Origin of the sequence: Austwickia sp. (assembly GCA_016699675.1) — a bacterium.
Taxonomy (GTDB): domain Bacteria; phylum Actinomycetota; class Actinomycetes; order Actinomycetales; family Dermatophilaceae; genus Austwickia.
The window spans coordinates 428,286-447,259 of record CP064985.1 but is presented as its reverse complement, the minus strand read 5'-3'; the positions used below and the strand labels follow the sequence as shown (position 1 = coordinate 447,259).

Genomic DNA, 18,974 nt, shown 5'->3' with positions numbered 1-18,974 from the left:
CCTTGAAGACGGGCGCCAGTAAGGGAAATGGGGCGGCAGTCGCGCCATGGGCGACCAGGGGGCAGACCTGCTCGCACGGACTCAGGAGGAGCCCTGCTGCGCGGCGCGTTGCAGGAGATCCGCCAGCGCGGTGGTGCCCTCGCGCAGGGCGGCCTCGAAGGCGTCGATGTCCGGACGGTCGCGCTCGTCCCAGTTGAGGCAGAACTCGTAGACCTGCCCGTCGGCGGTCGGCAGGGGCACGTAGTAGACCCCGATCCCGCCGGCGCTGGTCGGGTGGAACGCGGCGCGGATGATCGTCGCCTGGTCGCCGAGCGACGTCGTCGACAAGAAGTCCGTGGTGAGCAGCCGATAGCCGGGGTCCGCCACCAGCGGGTTCTCCAGGCCGAGCCGTCGCGCCATCAGGTCCAGCCCCAGCAGGTGCCGGTCGATGCCCTGCCCGGCCTTGCAGCGTTTGACCTGGTCCCGGTGGGCCGCGAGGGCGGCGGCCAGGTGCTCGGGCGTCGCCGTACCCGCCACCATCGCCCGCGCGCAGTCGGCCATCGCCGGGGTGTTCGGCCGCAGGCACTCGGTGCGGCCCCCCTGGAATTCGCGCATGTCCACGGACTCGTACGTGCTGCGCAGCCGCCCGTAGGCGCGCAGCTGCGCGTACGCCAGCACCAGCTGGCAGCCCGCGTCGTGGCTGAGCCGGAACGGCACCGCGGGCACCGGGCCGAGGGTCGTGGGGACGATGCGGAATCGCAGGCGGCGGGCCTGCTCGTCGTACGTCGTGAGCGCCTGCACCAGGCCCGCTTCCTCCGCCGGCGTCAGCTCCCACGCGAGCGCTTCCGGGCTGTCGACGCCCTCGACGGGACCGGTGCCGGCGCCCCGGTCTTCGGCCTCGTCGCCCGCCAGCTCGACCTGCGCACGCGCGATGAGCGCGCCCACGGTGGCCCCGTCCAGCATGCTGTGTTCGAGGTGGATGCCGGTGAACTCGTCGGCCAGGCCGACCTGCAGGGTGAGGGGCTTGAACGGCCAGGCCCGGCCCACGGCGTACGTCGCGGTCTCCAGGTGCGCGGCCACCGCCGCGGCGTCGGGGACGAGGGTGACGACGAAGAGCGCCGCGGCCAGCCGCGCGTAGGTCGCGGCGTTGCCCGGCCGGCGGGTCAGGTCTTCCAGGAGCCGGGCCGCGCCCTCCGCGTCCAGGTAGCCGGGCGCCCCGAAGGGCACGCGGGCTTCCGGCGCGGGCTCGGCGTCGCCCGCGCGGATCCCGGCCAGGGCGTTCTCCACGGCGGCGACCGGGACCGGGTGCCCGGCGGCGTCGCTCACCGGAACCGCGTAGGCCCTTCCTCCACACAGAACGACGACCTCGCGGCTGGCCGGATCCGCGGACCCGGCCAGGAAGGCGTCCGCGCCCGGCCGGGGATCCCGGATGCCGCCGCGCACCGGCAACCACTGCTGGCGATCCAGCGGATCCCCGCGCAGGCTCGTCTCGGCGGGCGCCTCGCCGCGCAGCTCCCGCAGGTACGCCGCGGCGAACGCGCGCACGATCCGGGCCGCCCGGCGCACCCCCGGCGAGCCCGCGGCCATCGCGATCTGGAAGGCGACGTTGCTGACCAGCGGCAGCGGGCCGCGGGTGGAGTGGTACCCGACCAGCCAGGCGTCCCACAGCCAGCTCGTGCCCGCCCGGTGCTCCTGCGCGGCGTACCGCTCCAGCTCGGCCTGGCACGCGGGTCCGGCGCCATCGCGGAACTCGGCCACCGCCGCGCGGGTGAGCGCCCGCTCGGGCTCGTCCTGAAGGACGGCGACCGTGCGTAGGTAGGCCTCCAGGGTCTGCTCGAGGGGTGGAACGGGCAGCGGCTTCATCGGCGGTCCTCCCAGCCAGCATCGATCGTCGAGAACTCTCTAGCATCCCGGCGCAGCGGCGGGGGCCGGGGAGGTCGACGATGTGCCCGCGAGGCGGGCAGGGGCAGGGGCAGCGTCGGCGCGCGAGCCGTCAGGTGGCGCTGGGGGGCGTGACCACGCCGAGCGCCGGCCACTCGGTCATCACCGCGTCGAGGCAGGTCAGCTCCAGGCTGGCCACACGGCCCGCGCGGACGAACAGCACGATGATGCCGCCCGGGCAGCCCGCCGTGATCTCCAGGCTGGCCGCGTCGGCGGCCTGAACGTCGTCCGCAGGGCGCAGCGCCACCGTCGGGCAGCCGCACGCGCAGTCCGGCCGCGCCTGCAGGCCCGTGAGTTGCGGCAGGAGCGCCTCGGTGGGCACGCCCGGCGCGCGCACCAGGTACTCCAGGAGCGCCAGCTCCTGGGCGGTCGCCGCCCGGAATTCTTCCGACATACTCGCAGGATCGCATGGGATCGGCCGAGCATCGAACAGCCACACGGCGATTCGTCGCCGTCCGAGGCTGGTCGCTGGCCTGTCCCAGGCCAGTCCCCAACCGGTCCCGGGTCGGTTCTCGTCCGGTCCCGGGCCGGTTCTGGGCCGACTCAGACGGCGGTCCGGCGCCGGGTTCGGCCGGGTAAGGTCGCTGGTACGGCGGCGCGTTCGACGTACCGCTGCATCCCGTCGCCGTCCGCGCGTCGCGAGCGACGAGAGGGACGAGAACGACGGAGCGACGCTGAGCGAGCCCAGGAGGCCAGGATGCGGTTCGGACTGTTCATTCCGCAGGGTTGGCGGATGGATCTGGTGGGCATCGACCCGCTCCAGCACTGGGGCGTGATGGCCGGCCTGGCCCGGCGCGCCGACTCCAGCGACGACTGGACCAGCGTGTGGGTCTACGACCACTTCCACACCGTGCCGGTGCCGAGCGAGGAGGCCACCCACGAGGCGTGGTCGCTGATGAGCGCGCTGGCCGCGGTCACCGGGCGGGTGCGGCTGGGGCAGATGTGCACGTGCATGGCGTACCGGCCCCCGGCGTACCTTGCGAAGGTCGCCGCCACCGTCGACGTCATCTCCGAGGGACGGCTGGAGATGGGCATCGGGGCGGGCTGGTACGAGCACGAGTGGCGCGCTTACGGCTACGGCTTCCCGGGGATCGCCGATCGGCTCGGGGCGCTGCGTGAGGGGGTCGAGATCTTCCGGCAGGCCTGGACCACGGGCTCGGCGACCCTCGACGGCAGGTACTACCAGGTCGACGGCGCGCTGGTGCACCCGCGGCCGCTGCAGGGCACGTCCGTGGCCGGCTCGCCGCGCAACGGGATCCCGATGTGGATCGCGGGTGGCGGGGAGAAGAAGACGCTGCGGCTGGCGGCGGAGTACGCCGACTACACCAACTTCGACGGCACCCCCGAGGCGTTCGGGCACAAGAGCGAGATCCTCGCCGAACACTGTCGGGTCGTGGGCCGCGACTACGACGAGATCGTGCGCAGCGCCAACTACAACGTCGTCATCGGGCGGGACGAGGCGGAGGTGCGGGCGCGGCTCGACTGGTACCGCGAGCACCTGCTGTCGGCCGGCGTCCCCGAGGCCAAGGCCCTGGAGAGCACCGACAGCCTGATGCGGCAACCGCTGGTCGGGACCGTGGAGCAGATCATCGAGACGCTGCACGGGCTGCGGGCGCAGGGCATGACGTACGCGATCTGTTACTTCGCCGAGGCCGCGTACGACGTCAGCGGCCTGGAGCTGTTCGAGCGGGCCGTGATCCCCGAGCTGCACGGCGCAGGGACCCATCCGGGCGCCGCCCACGAGCGCGGTCAGCACGACGGCGGGATCGGGCACCACGGCCGGCACCACCTGTTCGGCGGGCGGTGACTGCTATGGCGACCCTCGTGCTCACGGTCATCGGCGACGACCAGACCGGCCTCGTCAACGCCCTCGCCAAGGTCGTCTCGGACGGGGGCGGCAACTGGGAGGGCAGCCACCTCGCGGAGCTGGCGGGCAAGTTCGCCGGGATCGTCGTGGTCACCGTGGCCGACGAGCGCGCCGAGGAGCTCACGGCCGCCCTGCGGCCGCTCGCGGGGATGCTCGAGATCGCCGTGCACGCCGGCCAGGAGGGTCGGGCCGGCGGCGGCCCGGTTCGCACCGGTACGTCGGGGGCCGCCGGTGCGTCGGAGGAGGGCGGGTCCACGGTGTCCTTGGAGCTGATCGGCAACGATCGGCCGGGCATCGTGCGCGAGATCTCGGGGGTGTTCGCGCAGCACGGCCTGAGCATCGCCGAGCTGGCGACGGCCACCCGGGAGGCGCCGATGGCCGGGGGCCGGCTGTTCGAGGCCCGGCTGCGCGCGCCCCTGCCGGCCGGCGCGGACCTGGACGCGGTGCGCGCCGACCTGGAGCGGCTGGCCGACGAGATCCTCGTCGACATCGCGGTGGCCACGGACTGAGCCTGGCTGCGTCGCCGCTGACTTCGCCGTGGCGCCGCGTGGCGCCCGCCGAGTTCAGCCCTGGCGTTCGCGGTGGCGGCGGCCGACGTCGGCGAGGAGTTCGCGGCGGCGGAGCGCCGCCGGCAGCGAGATCTCCCGTTTGAACGCGGCGAGCTCGGCCATGCCCCGTGCCTCCAGCGCCGCGATCTGGCCCTCGACGTCGGTCGGGGCCTTGTTCTGGCTCATCTTGGCCTTGCCGACGACCCGCGTGACGCGCAGCTCCAGCCCGATCACGGCGCGCACCATGCGCTCCACGAACTCCGCCGGCGGGTCGTCGACCGACCACGTCGGCGCCTCGTTGCCCGCCCACTGCTCCTCGTGCCGCTGGGTGAGGTCGCGCATGCTGGCCAGGATCCACTCGGGATCGTCGTGGCGGACCAGCTCGCCGTACGCGTGCACGGTGACGTAGTCCCAGGTCGGCACGATCTTGCCGTGCTCGGCGCGGCTCGGCAGATCCATCGGCGAGACGTAGTGATCCCCCGCGTGCGCGATCACCAGCGCCAGCGCGATGGGGGTGCGGGTGGCCTGCGGGTTGTTGCGGGCGACATGTCCGACGAGCGACCCGAGGGGGCCGGGCTGCCCGCCGCCGGGCAGCCTCTCCTCGCTCCCGACGTACGCCAACGGCAGGTACGTCGCGTCCGGGCCGTCCTCGTGCACGGTGACCAGGTCCGCCGCCCCCAGCTGACGCAGGATGGCGAGGCAGTCGGGCGTGGCGAGGGCGAAGTGTCCGGGGACGTACATGGCCGCCAGTATGGCGCGGCCGGGCCCTGCGCCCGCCCCGGGGTGGTCGAGAGGTCACGTTGGTCACACTCTCGACATCAAGCTACTTGCGGGCTCCCCGCGGGGGCCGCCGCGGGGGGAGGATGCGGTTATGGCTGGAAACCCTGACTTCGACCTGTTCAAGACCTCCGAGGACCACGAGGAGCTGCGCCACGCGATCCGCGAGATCGCCGAGGAGCAGATCGCGCCGTACGCCACCGAGGTGGACAAGACCGCCACCTTCCCGCAGCACGCGTACGATGCGCTGCGCCGCGCCGACTTCCATGCGCCGCACGTGCCGGAGGAGTACGGCGGGGTCGGTGCGGACGCCCTCGCGACGTGCATCGTCATCGAGGAGGTGGCGCGCTGCTGCGCCTCGTCCTCGCTGATCCCGGCGGTGAACAAGCTGGGCTCGATGCCGGTAATCCTCGCGGCGAACGAGGACATCAAGCGCAAGTACCTGCCGCCGATGGCGCGCGGCGAGGCCATGTTCAGCTACGGCCTGTCCGAGCGGGAGGCCGGCTCGGACACCGCCGGCATGAAGTGCCGCGCTCGGCGGGACGGCGACGACTGGATCCTCAACGGCCAGAAGAGCTGGATCACCAATGCGGGGGAGTCGGAGTTCTACACGGTGCTCGCCGTCACCGACCCCGACGGCCGCCGCGGCGCGAACGTGTCCGCGTTCGTCGTCGAGAAGTCCGACCCCGGTTTCGGCTTCGGGGCCAAGGAGCGCAAGCTCGGCATCAAGGGTTCGCCGACCCGGGAGCTGCACTTCGACAACTGCCGCATCCCCGGCGACCGCATGATCGGCGGCGAGGGTGAGGGCCTCAAGATCGCCCTGCGCACGCTCGACCACACCCGCGTGACCATCGGTGCCCAGGCCGTCGGCATCGCCCAGGGCGCGCTCGACTACGCCCTGGGGTATGTCAAGGAGCGCAAGCAGTTCGGCAAGGCCATCGCGGAGTTCCAGGGGCTGCAGTTCATGCTCGCCGACATGGCGATGGAGCTGGAGGCGGCGCGGCAGATGGTGTACGTCGCAGCGGCCAAGTCCGAGCGCAACGACCCCGACCTGCCGTTCTTCGGCGCGGCGGCCAAGTGCTTCGCCGCCGACGTGGCGATGAAGGTCACCGTGGACGCCGTACAGCTTCTGGGTGGCGCGGGCTTCGTGGAGGACCACCCGGTCGAGCGCATGATGCGCGACGCGAAGATCACCCAGATCTACGAGGGCACCAACCAGATCCAGCGCATCGTGATGGCGCGCCAGCTGTTGAAGTGACGCGCTGACGAGGCCGTCGGCCTGTCAGCTACGCCGTACGTCGGGTCGCGCGGCGTACGGCGTGCGTCGCGGTGGAGTGGCAGCCGTGGCGGTCGAGGCGTGTCGACGGTCACGCCGCAGTGGGCGAATCGCCCCGCCATCTCCAGGGTTTGGCCAGCAATGACCTTGATACTGGGGACATCATGACTCGGCAACCCGGGATGCCCCCTGCCCGCGACCCCTATCTCCAGGGCAACGAGCGCGGTCGCGATGGCGATGTCGACCGCGACCGCGACGGCAGCCCTCGGCAGCGCGGGCGGCGCATCCTGGCCGACCCGGAGGCGCTGAGCCCGCGGCTGCGGCGGCGGCGCGCCTTGACCCTCGTGGGCCTGACCTACCTGATGCCCGGGTCCGCGCAGGTCGTCGCGGGGAACAAGCCGCTGGGCCGGTTCGGGCTGCGGGTGTGGTTCGCGGGCGTGGCCGTCGTCGTGACGGCCGTCGTCCTGGGACTGGTCAAGCGCAACTGGTTGCTGGGGTTCGCGACCCGGACGTGGGTGCTGTGGGGGCTCGCCGCGCTGTGCGTGCTCCTCGCGGTGGTGTGGCTCGTGGCGTTCGTCGATACGGCCCGCCTGGCCCGGCTGAAGTCCCTGCCGGTCCGCACCCGGCGGGGCGTCCTGCTGCTCACCGTGCTGGGGATGGCGCTCACCGCCGGACCGCTCGGCTGGGCCGCGAATTCCCTGTACGCCGGCGGGAGCGTGCTGCGCTCGGTGTTCGGTGCCGGGGTGAGCCAGCCGCCGTCGCACGGCCGCTACAACATCCTCTTGCTCGGCGGCGACTCCGGTGCCGACCGGCTCGGCACGCGGCCCGACACGATCATGCTGGCCAGCATCGATGCCGACACCGGCAGCACGGTCACGTTCGGCTTCGCCCGCGACACCGAGAACATCAACTTCCGCCCCGGCTCGACCATGGCCCGCCTCATGCCGCAGGGCTGGAACTGCGGCGACGAATGCCTGCTCAACGGCCTGTACATGTGGGCCACCGAGCACAAGGACCAGTTCCCGCCGGACACCCGGGACCCGGGTGCCCTGGCGACCAAAGAGGCGGTCGAGGCGCTGTCGGGGCTGGACATCCAGTACACCGCGCTCGTCGACCTGGCCGGCTTCCAGACCATGATCGACGCGGTCGGCGGCATCGATCTCATCACGCATACCCGGGTGCCGGTCGGCGGCGGCAGCTCCCCGATCCACTACTACATCGAGCCGGGCCGGCTTCACCTCAACGGGGAGAACGCCCTCTGGTACGCGCGGTCTCGGGAGGGGTCGACGAACTACGAGCGGATGGCCCGGCAGAAATGCGTGCTGCACGCCGTGACCAAGCAGGTGGACCCGCAGACAGTCATCCTCAAGTTCCGCGAGCTGGCGGCCGCCGGGCAGGACACCATCCACACCGACGTGCCGCAGAGCGACCTGGGCGGCCTGGCCGAGCTCGTCGTGAAGTCGCGCTCCCAGCCCATGCGCAGCGTGAACTTCACGCCACCCCTCATCAACCCCTGGGATTACGATCCTGCCGTGATCCGCGACACCGTGGCCCGAACGATCGCTACCCCGGCGGGGGCGCCGAGCGCACCCACGACCGGGCGCGCTCCGACCCCGCAGCCCGGCGCGAACCGCAGCACCACCAGCGCCGCCGCCGACCCCTCGGACGGAGACGACGGCGGCCAGGGACGGGCCGGGGGAGGCGCGCAGGACTCCAGCCGCGGCGAGCCGAGCGCGCCGGCGACGCCCGCCGACGAGTCCGCGATCTGCCAGGTGCCATGAGCGACCCGACGAGCGGTCCGGCCCCGTCCTGGCCGAGCATCAGCGTGGTGATGCCGATCCTCAACGAGGAGCGGCATCTCGCCGACGCCGTGGAGCGCGTGCTCGCCCAGGCCTACCCCGGCCCGCTCGAGGTGGTGCTGGCGGTGGGACCGTCCCGAGACGCGACACAACGCCTCGCCGACGGGCTCGCGGCGGCCGACCCGCGGATCCGCGTCGTCGCCAACCCCAGCGGCCGTACCCCCGACGCGCTCAACGCCGCCCTCGCCGCCGCCCGGCACGACGTCATCGTGCGCGTCGACGGGCACGCCGAGCTCAGTGAGGAGTACCTGCGCACCGCGGTCACCGCGCTGGCCGCCACGGGGGCCGTCAACGTGGGCGGCATCATGGACGCCCAAGGCATCACCCCGTTCGAGCGCGCGGTGGCCGCCGCGATGAAGTCCCGGCTCGGGGTCGGCAGCGCCCGGTTCCACGTCGGCGGCGGCGCCGGCCCCGCCGACACCGTCTACCTCGGGGTGTTCCGCCGCGAGACCCTGCTCGCCGCCGGGGGATACGACCCCCACTTCACCCGGGCCCAGGACTGGGAGCTCAACCACCGGCTGCGCGCGGCCGGCTGCCTGGTGTGGTTCACCCCGGACCTGCGGGTCACCTACCGGCCAAGGCCGGACGTACCCGCCCTGGCGCGGCAGTACTTCGAGTACGGCCGGTGGCGGCGGGTCGTTGCCGCCAGGCACGCCACGATCAACCTGCGCTACCTCGCCCCGCCGACCATGGTGATCGCCACCACGGCGGCCACCGCGGTCGGGGTGGCCGGGTGGCGCCTGCCCTGGGCCCGCGCCGCGCTCGCCGTACCGGCCCTGTACGCCGCCGGGGTCACCGCCGGCGGCCTCGCGGTGGGTCGGGACGAAGCCCCCCGGACACGGGCCGCGCTGCCGCTGGTTCTCGCGGTGATGCACTGGTCCTGGGGGATCGGCTTCCTCACCAGCCCGCGGTCCCTGCGCCGCCGGACGGTCGCACGATGAGCCGGGCCGACGCGCGGCCACTGACCGCGCGCGTGGACGTGAGCGTGCTCACGAGCGGCCACAACGTCGCGGACGCGCGGCTGCACCGCGAGGTGGCGGCCCTGCGCGCGCGCAGACTCACCGTCGAGGTGCTCGGCCTGGGCGACGCCGCGGACGCCCCCGCGGGCGTTGCGGCCCGCACCTGGGCCCGGCCGGGCATGGCGGCGCGGGCCGCGCTCGCGGTGCGCCTGCCGCTGCTCGCCCGCGGGCGAGTGCTCCTCGCGCTGGACCCCGACTCGGGCCTCACCGCCTGCCTGATCGGCCGCGCTCGGGGCCGGCGGGTGGTCGTCGACGTCCACGAGGACTACGCGGCGCTGCTGGGCGACCGCGGCTGGGCGCGCCGGTTCGGCGGCGTGCCGGGCCTGCTCGGGCGTCTCCTGGTCGGCCTGGGCCTGCGCGTCTTCCGCGGCGCCGACCTCGTCGTCGTCGCCGACGAGCACGTCCCGCCCGCCGCCGCGCCGCGTCGACTCGTGGTGCGCAACCTGCCCGACACCTCGATGCTGCCGCCGCCCGGTCCCCGCGCGGACGCGCCGCGCGCGCTCTACATCGGTGACCTGCGCGCGTCGCGGGGCCTGTTCGCGATGGTCGAAGCCGTACGCCGGGCGCCCGGCTGGCACCTTGACCTGGTCGGCCCCGTCGCGCCTAGTGACGCGCCCCGCCTGGAGGCGGTGCTTGCTGCAGACAGCGGCCTCGCGGCGCGGGTCCGGCTGCACGGTCGCCAGCCCCCCGCCGAGGCCTGGCGCTGGGGCGCGGGCGCGTGGGCGGGGTTGCTGCTGCTCACCGCGACGCCCGCCTTCCGCGACGCCGTCCCGAGCAAGCTCTACGAATACCTGGCCTGCGGACTGCCGGTCATCACCACCGATCTGCCCCGATCGGCGGAGCTGGTGCGCGCCGCCGACGCCGGCGCCGTCGTGGCCGGCGGTGCCGATGATGCGGTGGCGGAGGAGGTGGCGCGGGTGCTGCGCGACTGGGCCGCCGACCCTGCTGCGTTCGATGCCCTCCGCGACCGGTTGCAGGCGGAAGCGGCGCAGGTCACGCGGCGGCGCACGCCGTACGAGGAGCTCGCGGATGCCATGCTGGAGCTGGCCGATCCCGGCTCCGACCCCGCCGCCGCCCGCACCTCCCGTCCCCCCGACAGCGCCTGACTTCCCCACGAAGGAGACCACGATGGCCGTCCGCATCATCGACAGCGCAGACGTCGCCGACACCGCGACGATCGGCGACGGGAGTTCCATCTGGCATCTCGCCCAGGTCCGTGAGGGCGCCGTCCTCGGCGAGAACTGCATCGTCGGGCGGGGGGCGTACGTCGGCACCGGCGTGGTCATGGGCGACAACTGCAAGGTCCAGAACTACGCCCTGGTCTACGAGCCCGCCAAGCTCGGCAACGGCGTCTTCGTCGGTCCCGCCGCGATCTTCACGAACGACCACTACCCGCGCGCCATCAACGCCGACGGCACCCTCAAGACCGGGGACGACTGGGACCACGTCGGCGTCGTCGTCGCGGACGGCGCCTCCGTCGGGGCCCGGTGCGTCTGCGTCGCCCCGCTGCACATCGGCGCCTGGGCGCTCATCGCCGCCGGCTCCGTGGTCATCCACGACGTGCCGGCCTACGCGCTGGTGGCCGGCAACCCCGCGCGCCGCGTCCGCTGGGTGGGCGAGGCCGGGCTCCCGCTGGTCAGCATGGGCGGCAACATGTACCAGTGCCCCCGCACCGGCCGCACTTACCGCGAGGACCACGACACGCTGACCCCGATGCCGTGACCGAGCCGCCCGCGGGGTCTCGCGTGGGTCGCGTGGCGGTCTCCTACCGCGGGGATCCGCGGGTGCTCACCGTCAACGTGGCCACCGCGCCGACCACCGTGGGTCAGGGACCGCGCACGGCCAGCACCGGCATCGTCAAGAGCCCCGCCGCCGGTGAGGTATGGGCGCGGGCGCCCGGCGACCGACGGACCGGATTAGGCAGCGGGCTGGTCGGCGACACCGTCGTCTCCCGGCGCCACCACGGCGGCGACGACCAGGCCGTCTACGCCTACGCGCGCGAGGAACTGGACCACTTCGCCGGCCTGCTCGGGCGCGACCTCGCCAACGGATCCTTCGGCGAGAACCTCACCACCGCCGGGCTCGACGTCAGCGGCGCGCTCATCGGCGAGCGCTGGCGCATCGGTCCCGACGGGCCCCTCCTCGCCGTCCGCGGTCCGCGCATCCCGTGCGGCAACTTCCGCGCGTGGATCGGCGCCCGGGGCTGGCTGCGGACCTTCGACCGGAGCGGATTGAGCGGCGCCTATCTCGCGGTGCTGGAACCGGGGCCGCTGCGAGCCGCCGCGGCGATCATCGTGACGGATCGACCAGACCACGGCGTGCGCGTCTGCGACGTCTACCGGGCCATGACCAGCGAACCCGACCGGTGGCCCGACGTGCTCGCCGCCGGCGTCGAGCTGTCCGACGAGGCGCGGGAGATGGGACGGGCGGGGCAGACCTATCGCATCGGCTGAGGACGCGACGGCGGCCGGCGCACCCGTCAGGTGCACCGGCCGCCGCCGTACGTCGTGAGCTGAGTTCCAGCCGGAGCCCTCAGGCCTGCTTGGTCTCCTTGAAAATCTTGTCGATCTCGTCGATCTTGGCCAGCAGCTGGTCGGCCTTGGCGACGTCGAACTCACCCTTGGTGCCCGTGGCGCCGGCGAGCTTGGTGGCCTCGTTGAACAGCGTGTGCAGCTGCGGGTACTTCTCGAAGTGCGGGGGCTTGAAGTAGTCGGTCCACAGCACCCACAGGTGCTCCTTGACCAGGTGGCTGCGCTGCTCCTTGATGAGCGTCGCGCGGACGCGGAAGTCGGGGTCCTTGTTGTCCGCGACCTTCTGGCAGATCGCCTTGACCGACTCGGCCTCGATGCGGGCCTGGGCGGGGTCATACACGCCACAGGGGAGGTCGCAGTGGGCGCTGACCTCGACGGTGGGGGCGAACAGGCGGAACATGGTGTCTCCCTTCGGGGCACGGTTTGCCGTACGCGGTCCAACCTACCCATCCGCCCGCCCGGAATCGACCGGAGAACGCGCCAGGCCCACTATCGCCAAGGGTTCGCGATAGTGGGCCTGATCTGCTGCGACGCGAGCGACGCGGGTGACGCCCCGGACAGTCAGCGGTCGTAGCGGTAGAGGTTGTACGTCTTCATGAGGCGGATCACCTTGGCCGCGTAGGCCGGGTCGGTGGCGTAGCCGGCCCGCGCCACCTCGCGGACGAACTGATCCGGCTGGCCCGTGTAGCGGAAGGCGTTGCGGTAGCGGGAGTTCCCCCGGAGGAACCGGGCGTAGTCCGCGAACGAGGCGGCCGCATTCGGGTAGCTGCGGAAGGTCTCCAGCGAGGCGATGGCCTTGCCCTGGCGGTGCTCCTTCGTCGCGTAGTCCACGCAACCGCTGCCGAGCCCGGCGCCACCCCAGCACTTGATGCCGAAGTAATTGTTGTTGTTGCGGGTCAGCGAGGTCTGGCCCCACCCGGACTCCAGGATCGCCTGGGCGATGATGACGGAGGCGGGGATCCCGCTGCTGCGTTGCGTTTGCTGGGCCGCCGGGGCGATCCGCGCGATGAACGCCTGCTGGCTGCTCTGCCCGGCGACGGCGCGCGCCGGCTGGTAGCCCGCTGCCACGGGACTGGCGGCGGCGGCGCCGATCGGCCCTGCCACGGCGAAGGTAGCGACCGCCGCGAGGGTGCTAGCGGCATACCGCGTCCAGCGTCGAGCATCGTGCATGACAAGCTCCTTGGGTCGTCAGGTCGGGGTGGGCGTCCGTTGGCCCCGAGTCGTCGAGGCGCCCACTCCCGGGCGTAAGACTTCCCGCCGCACCCCCGAGAGAGCCACAACGACAGTGCCGTGGGCCCCTCAGGCGGTGAAGCCGCGCCCGGCTGAGCCGAACGGACGACGGGATCCGTTTGAACCGTTGCTCACCCGAGCCATCCCAGCCCCTCGGCGATGAGCAGCAGGCCGAACGCCACGAAGGCCACCGCCGCCCCGATCTTGATGGCGCGATCGGGCAGGCGCCGCCCGAGCACGGCGCCGACCCCGATCGCGAGCGCGTCGGCGGCGACCATCCCGAGGGTGCTGCCGACCCAGGTGCCGAACCACTCCTCCTTGGTGGCGAGCGTGATGGTCGCCAGCATCGTCTTGTCGCCCAACTCCGCCAGGAAGAACGCCACGCCCACGGCCACCAGCGCGGCGCGGCTGTTGCTGCGGGCCTTCTCCGCCTCCGCTTCGGTCAGCTCGTCACCCCGCAGCGTCCACGCCGCGAAGAGGAGGAACGCGACGCCGGCGACGATCGAGACGATCCACTGCCGGTCGGCGAAGGCCGTGCCGACCGCCGATCCGATGCCGACGGACGCCAGATGGACGAGGGCCGTCGCTACGGTGATGCCGAGCAGGACGTCGCGGGCCCGGTAGCGGGCGGCAAAGGTCATCGCCATGAGTTGGCTTTTGTCGCCGAGCTCCGCGACGAAGATCACCGCGGTGGCGAGCAGGAAAGCGGACATGAGGGCCTCTCATGGGCGGCCGACCGGGCAAGACTCGGCGGCGGCCCGGGGACGATGCGGGACACGGCCGAAAGTCTCGTCCGCCGCCCGCACGTCCGGGCCGAGCCCGACACGACGTACGGCGACCGCCCGCACCGGGCCGAGCGCGTGCTCGGGGCCAGCATGTCGACGCGGGCGCGAAGGACTACTCCCTTTCGCGGCCCCATCGTATCCCGCGGGGGAGGCGCCCCAGCACGACCGCTCGGATCGCGGCGGGGGGCAGCGCCCCCACCAGCCAGGAATCGACGCCCTCGGCCGGGTTGTCACGCTCCACCCACCACCCGGGTCCGGGCAGCCCGAGGTGCTCGGCAGCGCCGGTGAGGCGCTTGACGGACACGGGACGCGGCGAACCATCGGCGTCGGGTGGCAGGTCGCACAGCACGAGGCGGCCCGGTCGTGGGCGGGCGCCGTACGCCACGAGCAGCCGGTCGCCCTCGGATAGCGTGGGCAGCATCGAGCGCCCGCGAACAATGGCGATGCCCAAGCGAAACACGTGCGTGGCTCCTCGTCGGTGGGGCGGCGGCACCGCCCCGGCTTTCGGTCGTCCCCATTCTTCGCGGTCATCAATTTTCGGCAACCGTGAGGAGCCCTCTCATGATGGATCAGCGCCGGTCGACGGGCTTCCCGCAGGTCGAATGGCCCCGAACGCGAAGATTTAGAGGAGCCGTCGTGGTTGCGCTGCGCCCGTCCGCCCTATCCGTGCGAGCCAAGCTCGCCGGGCTGATCGCCGTGCCCCTGGTGATGCTCATCCCGCTCTCCGCGTCGCAGATCGCGGATGCCAGCTCGGCTCGGTCCCGGGCACAGACGCTGGTCGGGCTGGCTCGGTTGTCGACCCTGACCACCAGCCTGGTCCACTCGCTGCAGGCCGAGCGGGGCGCGACGAACACGTTCATCGCCGCCAAGGGTCGCAAGATGACGGACAAGCTTCCCGGGCTGCGCCAGTCCACCACCGAGGCCAAGGTCGCGCTGAAGAACTACCTCGCGGGCGGCCCCGGCATCGACGGCACCGTGCTCGCGGCCTCGACGAGCGCGCTCGGCGCCTTCGACGGCCTGGACACCACCCGCAGCAAGGCCGACGCCTTGAATCTCACCGGGCCGGAGGCCGTGGGCTACTACACCACCGGGATCGGGGGGCTCCTGTGGTCCCTGTCGCCCATGGCCGAATCCGCCGGCGAGGCGCACCTCGCCGCGCAGATCTCCGCCATCCAGTCCTTCGCGCAGGCCAAGGAGCGGATGGGTCAGGAGCGGGCCCAGCTCTCCGGGGTCCTGGCCGCCGGGAGTTACGCGCCCGGGCAACAGGCCAAGATCAACGGCCTCTCGGCCGCCCGGGAGGCATTCCTGACCAGCTACGCCGCCAGTGGCGGCGCGGCCGCCGAGGGCGCGGCGAAGGCGCTGCTGGACACCGAAGCCGCCCAGCGGGTCGCGAAGATGGAGACCGACAACTTCTCCCGGATCACGGGCTTCACGACCACCGCGGAGGACTGGTTCGCTGCGGCGACCGCCCGGATCGACGAGATGCGGGCCATCGAGGTGAAGAGCCTCGACGCGATCGGCTCGCGGGCGAGCGACCTCGCGGCGACGGCCACGCGCAACCTGGCCCTCCTGGTGAGCGGCCTCGTCGCCGCGATCGCGCTGACGGTGGGGCTCGCCGCCTGGCAGATGAAGCGGCTGTGTTGCTCGTTGGCCAACGTGCGCGCGGTTCTGGAGCGGCTGGGCGAGGGACACCTCACCGACCGCATCACCGTCACCAGCCAGGACGAGATCGGGCGCATGGGCCTGGCCGTCAACGGCGCCCTCGATGCGCTGGAGGCCTCGCTGGGCGATGTGCGCTCGCGCGCCGCCGAGGTGAACAGCGGGGCCGGTGCCCTCACCGCGGCGTCCGAAGCCATCTGCAGCGCGGCCACGGACTCCGCCGGCCGCGCGGTCCAGACCGCCTCCTCGGCGCGGCAGGTCTCCGACGCGGTGGGTTCCGTGGCCACGGCCAGCGAGGAGATGGCCGCGTCCATCGCAGAGATCGCCCGGTCCGCCGCGCACGCCCAGGGCATCGCGGCGAACGCCGTCGAGGTGGCTAGCCACGCCCGCGAGACGGTCGCCGAGCTGGGCGTGTCCAGCGAGCGGATCGGCGACGTGCTCAAGGCGGTCGCGGCCATCGCCGAGCAGACCAACCTGCTGGCGCTCAACGCGACGATCGAGGCGGCGCGGGCGGGGGAGGCCGGCAAGGGCTTCGCGGTCGTGGCGAGCGAGGTCAAGGACCTGGCCCGGGAGACCAGCGAGGCGACCGAGGACATCGCCCGCCAGATCGATCAACTCCGGTCGGATTCGCGCGCTGCGGCGCAGACGATCGGGGAGATCACCACCGTGATCGGGCAGATGAGCGAGGTGCAGGCGACCATCTCGGCGGCCGTCGAGGAACAGGACGCGACGACGCGCGAGATCGAGCAGCATGTGCGCAGCGCGGCCGCGCAGAGCACCTCCATCGCCGACATCGTGGACCGGGTCGCCGGGGACGCCACGGGGGCCCAGCAGGCCGCGGGGTCCAACAGCAAGACCGCCTCACGGCTCTCCGGGGTCGCGGGCGAGCTGGACGCCATCGTGGGCCGGTTCCACTTCACCGGCTGACCCGGCGCATTCGGCTGACCCGGCGCCCCGTTCTCCGGGGTCGCATGACCAGGCCACCGCGGTGGCGTGCGCGAGCATCACGCACCACAGGGGCATGGCCAGCGCGGAGCTGACGACGACCCCCGTCACGGCGAACGCGACCAGCAGCGCGCCGATCTCGACCCGCGCCGAGATCCCGCATGTCGCGAGCGCCCGTTCGCGTCGCGCCGGGCGCACGGCGTACCAGCCCAGCACCCCCACCAACAGCGCGAGGGGAACGGTCCCGAGCAGCCCGTACTGGCTCAGGATCTCCACGAACGCGTTGTGCGCGTTGATGGTCGGATCGGGGACGCCGACGGGCCGCCCGGTGGCGAGGTGGTACTCGTACGTCCCCGGCCCGGTGCCCAGCCACGGGCTCTCCCGCCAGTAGCGCAGCCCGGCGCGGATCAGCTCGATCCGTTGGGCATCCGAGGCCTCCTCGCCGGCCTTCGGTGCTCGGAGCAGCGGATTGCGGGCGGCCAGGGCCGGTACGACGAAGCTGGCCAGCAACCCCACCGCCAGCAAGGCGCCGACGACGGTGGCGCCGAGCCGGCCCGCTCGCGAGGCGCGCAACCGGGCGCCGAGGCCCAGCGCGGCGGCGAGCCCCACGGCGGCGACGACGAGCTGGACGGCGATCGCGGCGAACGCACCGCGCGACAGCGTGGCCCAGACCAGCCAGGTGGCGAAGACCGCGGCGGCCAGCAGCAGCGCCGCCCCCCAGCGCGACGCCCGCCCCCACATCCCGGCGAGGGACCAGCCGAGCAGCGCACCGACGACGGCGACCAGCACGCACGCGTAGTTGTTCGGGTTGGTGAACGTGGCGGCGGGCACGTGCGGGGTGAAGTTCCAGACCCCCTCGCCCCACCGGCTCAGGACGATGTGCTGGTCGGTGCGGATCTCCCAAAGGGCGACCGGCGCCGTCGTGACCAGGATCGCGAGCCAGAGCCACCGAAACCCGCGCACCCCCCGACGCTCCCCGCGGGACAGCACCAGCAGGGCCGAGGCGGCGGCCGCGCCCAGCCCGAGCTGCGCGATCTCCTCCCGGGCGGAGACCACCGCGCGCACCTCCCCGAGGACGGGCGTCTCACCGATCGGCAGCGACCGCCAGGTCAGTGTCGCCGCGACGGCCAGGGCGGCCCACCACGCCCACCAGGTCAGCACCACGGGGGAGCGCCACCAGCGCAGCCGCCAGAGGCGGGCGACGGCGACGAGCACGGCCAGCACGCCCAGCGCCAGCACCGCGAGCCGCGCCGGTCCGCTGAGCCGCAGGGAGATTTGGGACTGCCAGGCCAGCAACAGGCCGATCACCACCATGGCCCAGGGCGCGGCGCGCTCGACGGCTTTCTCGGCGGCGGTCTTGGGTGCGGTCTCGGTTGCGGTCCGCGCAACCCGACGCCGCCGCGGGGGCGTCGCCGAGCTCACGACGGTCGGATCCCGGACCACTGTTCGTGGCGGCGATGCGTGGACAGGAGGAACTTCACCGCCCGCTCCGAGCAGTTGTCGATGGCGTAGTCCGCCGGCACCACCGGGTGCACGTCGCCGTGCTCGTCGCGGCCGGCCAGGACGGTGCGCACGCCCTCCACCACGTTGCCGGGGTCGAGGCCGGTCATCACGATGGCGCCGGTGTCCAGCGCCTCCGGCCGCTCGATGGAGTCGCGCAGCGTGACGGCCGGGAACGCCAGGATCGAGGACTCCTCGCTGATCGTGCCGGAGTCGGAGAGCACGGCGAGTGCTTCCTGTTGCAAGCGCACGTAATCGATGAACCCCAGCGGCTTGTGCCAGGTGATGCCGTCGGCCAGGGTGCGCCCCGTGTCGGCCAGGAGCGCGTCCAGCCGCTTGCGGGTGCGCGGGTGGGTGGAGACGAGCATCGGTACGTCGTACGCGGACTGGGCCGCCTCCAGGCAGTCCAGCAGGGCCGACAACCGGGCGGGGGAGTCGACGTTCTCCTCGCGGTGGGCGCTGACCAGCAGGAACTCGCGCCGCCGCAGCCCCAGGTCGGCGAGCACGGTCGACGCCGCGAACTGGCCCGCGTGATGCCGCAAGACCTCCTTCATCGGCGATCCGGTCAGCAGCACCCGGCGCGGGTGCATGCCCTCGGCGAGCAGGTTGCGCCGGGCGTGCTCCGTGTAGACGAGGTTGTAGTCGGAGACGTGATCCACCATCCGGCGGTTCGTCTCCTCCGGGACGTTGAGGTCGAAGCAGCGGTTGCCGGCCTCCATGTGATAGACCGGCACCTTCATCCGGCGGGCCATCAGCGCGGCGATGCAGGAGTTGGTGTCACCCAGGACCAGCAGCGCGTCCGGTCGCTCCGCGAGGATGGCCTCCTCGGTCTTGGCGAGCACGCCGCCCAGCACCGCGCCGAGGGAGCCCGTGTCGACCTCGAGGAACCGGTCCGGCTTCCGGATCCCCAGCTCCTCGAAGAAGATCCCGTTGAGTTCGTAGTCGTAGTTCTGCCCGGTGTGCACGAGCACGTGGTCCACGGTCGCATCGAGGCGGGCCATCACCCGGGACAGCCGGATGATCTCCGGCCGGGTCCCGACGACGGTCATCACCTTCGT

At 72.9% G+C, this 18,974-nt stretch carries 18 protein-coding genes; 9 read left to right on the top strand and 9 right to left on the bottom strand.

The window, feature by feature from the left end:
* Window positions 1–81: 81 nt before the first annotated feature.
* Window positions 82–1,842, bottom strand: a complete 1,761-nt coding sequence (locus IPK37_02055; GenBank protein QQS01282.1) for a choline/carnitine O-acyltransferase — start codon at window positions 1,840–1,842, stop codon at window positions 82–84.
* A 130-nt stretch (window positions 1,843–1,972) separates the two neighbouring features.
* The gene (locus IPK37_02050) at window positions 1,973–2,314 is read right to left on the bottom strand and encodes a hypothetical protein (GenBank protein ID QQS01281.1); all 342 of its coding nucleotides are present in this window, start codon (window positions 2,312–2,314) and stop codon (window positions 1,973–1,975) included.
* Between the two features lie 303 nt (window positions 2,315–2,617).
* Here IPK37_02050 and IPK37_02045 point away from each other — a divergent pair, with 303 nt between their 5' ends.
* The gene (locus tag IPK37_02045) at window positions 2,618–3,727 is read left to right on the top strand and encodes a TIGR03560 family F420-dependent LLM class oxidoreductase (protein ID QQS01280.1); all 1,110 of its coding nucleotides are present in this window, start codon (window positions 2,618–2,620) and stop codon (window positions 3,725–3,727) included.
* Window positions 3,728–3,732: 5 nt separating this feature from the next.
* Window positions 3,733–4,296 (top strand): ACT domain-containing protein, encoded by a 564-nt coding sequence (locus tag IPK37_02040; protein ID QQS01279.1) that lies wholly within the window; start codon window positions 3,733–3,735, stop codon window positions 4,294–4,296.
* Window positions 4,297–4,350: 54 nt separating this feature from the next.
* Here the strand turns inward: IPK37_02040 and IPK37_02035 are convergent, their stop codons facing one another.
* Window positions 4,351–5,076 carry an FMN-binding negative transcriptional regulator gene (locus tag IPK37_02035; protein ID QQS01278.1) on the bottom strand — a complete coding sequence of 242 codons (726 nt, stop codon included), beginning with the start codon at window positions 5,074–5,076 and terminating at the stop codon, window positions 4,351–4,353.
* A gap of 130 nt (window positions 5,077–5,206) precedes the next feature.
* On the opposite strand from IPK37_02035, the gene IPK37_02030 reads away from it, so the two are divergent.
* The 6 genes from IPK37_02030 to IPK37_02005 all read left to right on the top strand — a co-directional run bounded on the left by IPK37_02030 (window position 5,207) and on the right by IPK37_02005 (window position 11,719).
* Window positions 5,207–6,370, top strand: a complete 1,164-nt coding sequence (locus tag IPK37_02030) for an acyl-CoA dehydrogenase family protein (GenBank protein ID QQS01277.1) — start codon at window positions 5,207–5,209, stop codon at window positions 6,368–6,370.
* 305 nt (window positions 6,371–6,675) lie between these two features.
* Window positions 6,676–8,169 (top strand): LCP family protein, encoded by a 1,494-nt coding sequence (locus IPK37_02025; protein QQS02612.1) that lies wholly within the window; start codon window positions 6,676–6,678, stop codon window positions 8,167–8,169.
* Window positions 8,166–9,188, top strand: coding sequence for a glycosyltransferase family 2 protein (locus IPK37_02020; protein QQS01276.1), 1,023 nt, complete (start codon window positions 8,166–8,168; stop codon window positions 9,186–9,188). Before IPK37_02025 ends, IPK37_02020 begins: the two co-directional genes overlap by 4 nt.
* The gene (locus tag IPK37_02015) at window positions 9,185–10,372 is read left to right on the top strand and encodes a glycosyltransferase family 4 protein (GenBank protein ID QQS01275.1); all 1,188 of its coding nucleotides are present in this window, start codon (window positions 9,185–9,187) and stop codon (window positions 10,370–10,372) included. The genes IPK37_02020 and IPK37_02015 overlap by 4 nt, the downstream gene beginning before the upstream one ends.
* Window positions 10,373–10,394: 22 nt before the next feature.
* Window positions 10,395–10,988, top strand: a complete 594-nt coding sequence (locus IPK37_02010) for an N-acetyltransferase (GenBank protein QQS01274.1) — start codon at window positions 10,395–10,397, stop codon at window positions 10,986–10,988.
* A 62-nt stretch (window positions 10,989–11,050) separates the two neighbouring features.
* A complete protein-coding gene (locus IPK37_02005; GenBank protein ID QQS02611.1) occupies window positions 11,051–11,719 on the top strand; it encodes an MOSC domain-containing protein in 669 nt (222 codons plus the stop codon).
* Between the two features lie 79 nt (window positions 11,720–11,798).
* Here IPK37_02005 and sodN read toward each other — a convergent pair whose 3' ends face one another.
* The 4 genes from sodN to IPK37_01985 all read right to left on the bottom strand — a co-directional run bounded on the left by sodN (window position 11,799) and on the right by IPK37_01985 (window position 14,233).
* Window positions 11,799–12,197 carry a superoxide dismutase, Ni gene (gene sodN, locus IPK37_02000; protein QQS01273.1) on the bottom strand — a complete coding sequence of 133 codons (399 nt, stop codon included), beginning with the start codon at window positions 12,195–12,197 and terminating at the stop codon, window positions 11,799–11,801.
* 161 nt (window positions 12,198–12,358) lie between these two features.
* The gene (locus IPK37_01995) at window positions 12,359–12,967 is read right to left on the bottom strand and encodes a glycoside hydrolase family 73 protein (protein ID QQS01272.1); all 609 of its coding nucleotides are present in this window, start codon (window positions 12,965–12,967) and stop codon (window positions 12,359–12,361) included.
* Between the two features lie 191 nt (window positions 12,968–13,158).
* Complete coding sequence (locus IPK37_01990) at window positions 13,159–13,740, bottom strand: TMEM165/GDT1 family protein (protein QQS01271.1); 582 nt, start codon at window positions 13,738–13,740, stop codon at window positions 13,159–13,161.
* 184 nt (window positions 13,741–13,924) lie between these two features.
* Window positions 13,925–14,233, bottom strand: coding sequence for a peptidase S24 (locus IPK37_01985; GenBank protein ID QQS02610.1), 309 nt, complete (start codon window positions 14,231–14,233; stop codon window positions 13,925–13,927).
* A gap of 215 nt (window positions 14,234–14,448) precedes the next feature.
* On the opposite strand from IPK37_01985, the gene IPK37_01980 reads away from it, so the two are divergent.
* On the top strand, window positions 14,449–16,398 hold the full coding sequence (locus tag IPK37_01980) for a methyl-accepting chemotaxis protein (protein QQS01270.1): 1,950 nt from the start codon (window positions 14,449–14,451) through the stop codon (window positions 16,396–16,398).
* Here the strand turns inward: IPK37_01980 and IPK37_01975 are convergent.
* Window positions 16,333–17,838, bottom strand: a complete 1,506-nt coding sequence (locus tag IPK37_01975) for an O-antigen ligase family protein (GenBank protein QQS01269.1) — start codon at window positions 17,836–17,838, stop codon at window positions 16,333–16,335. The genes IPK37_01980 and IPK37_01975 overlap by 66 nt on opposite strands.
* A complete protein-coding gene (wecB, locus tag IPK37_01970) occupies window positions 17,835–18,965 on the bottom strand; it encodes a UDP-N-acetylglucosamine 2-epimerase (non-hydrolyzing) (GenBank protein ID QQS02609.1) in 1,131 nt (376 codons plus the stop codon). The genes IPK37_01975 and wecB overlap by 4 nt, the downstream gene beginning before the upstream one ends.
* Window positions 18,966–18,974 lie beyond the last annotated feature (9 nt).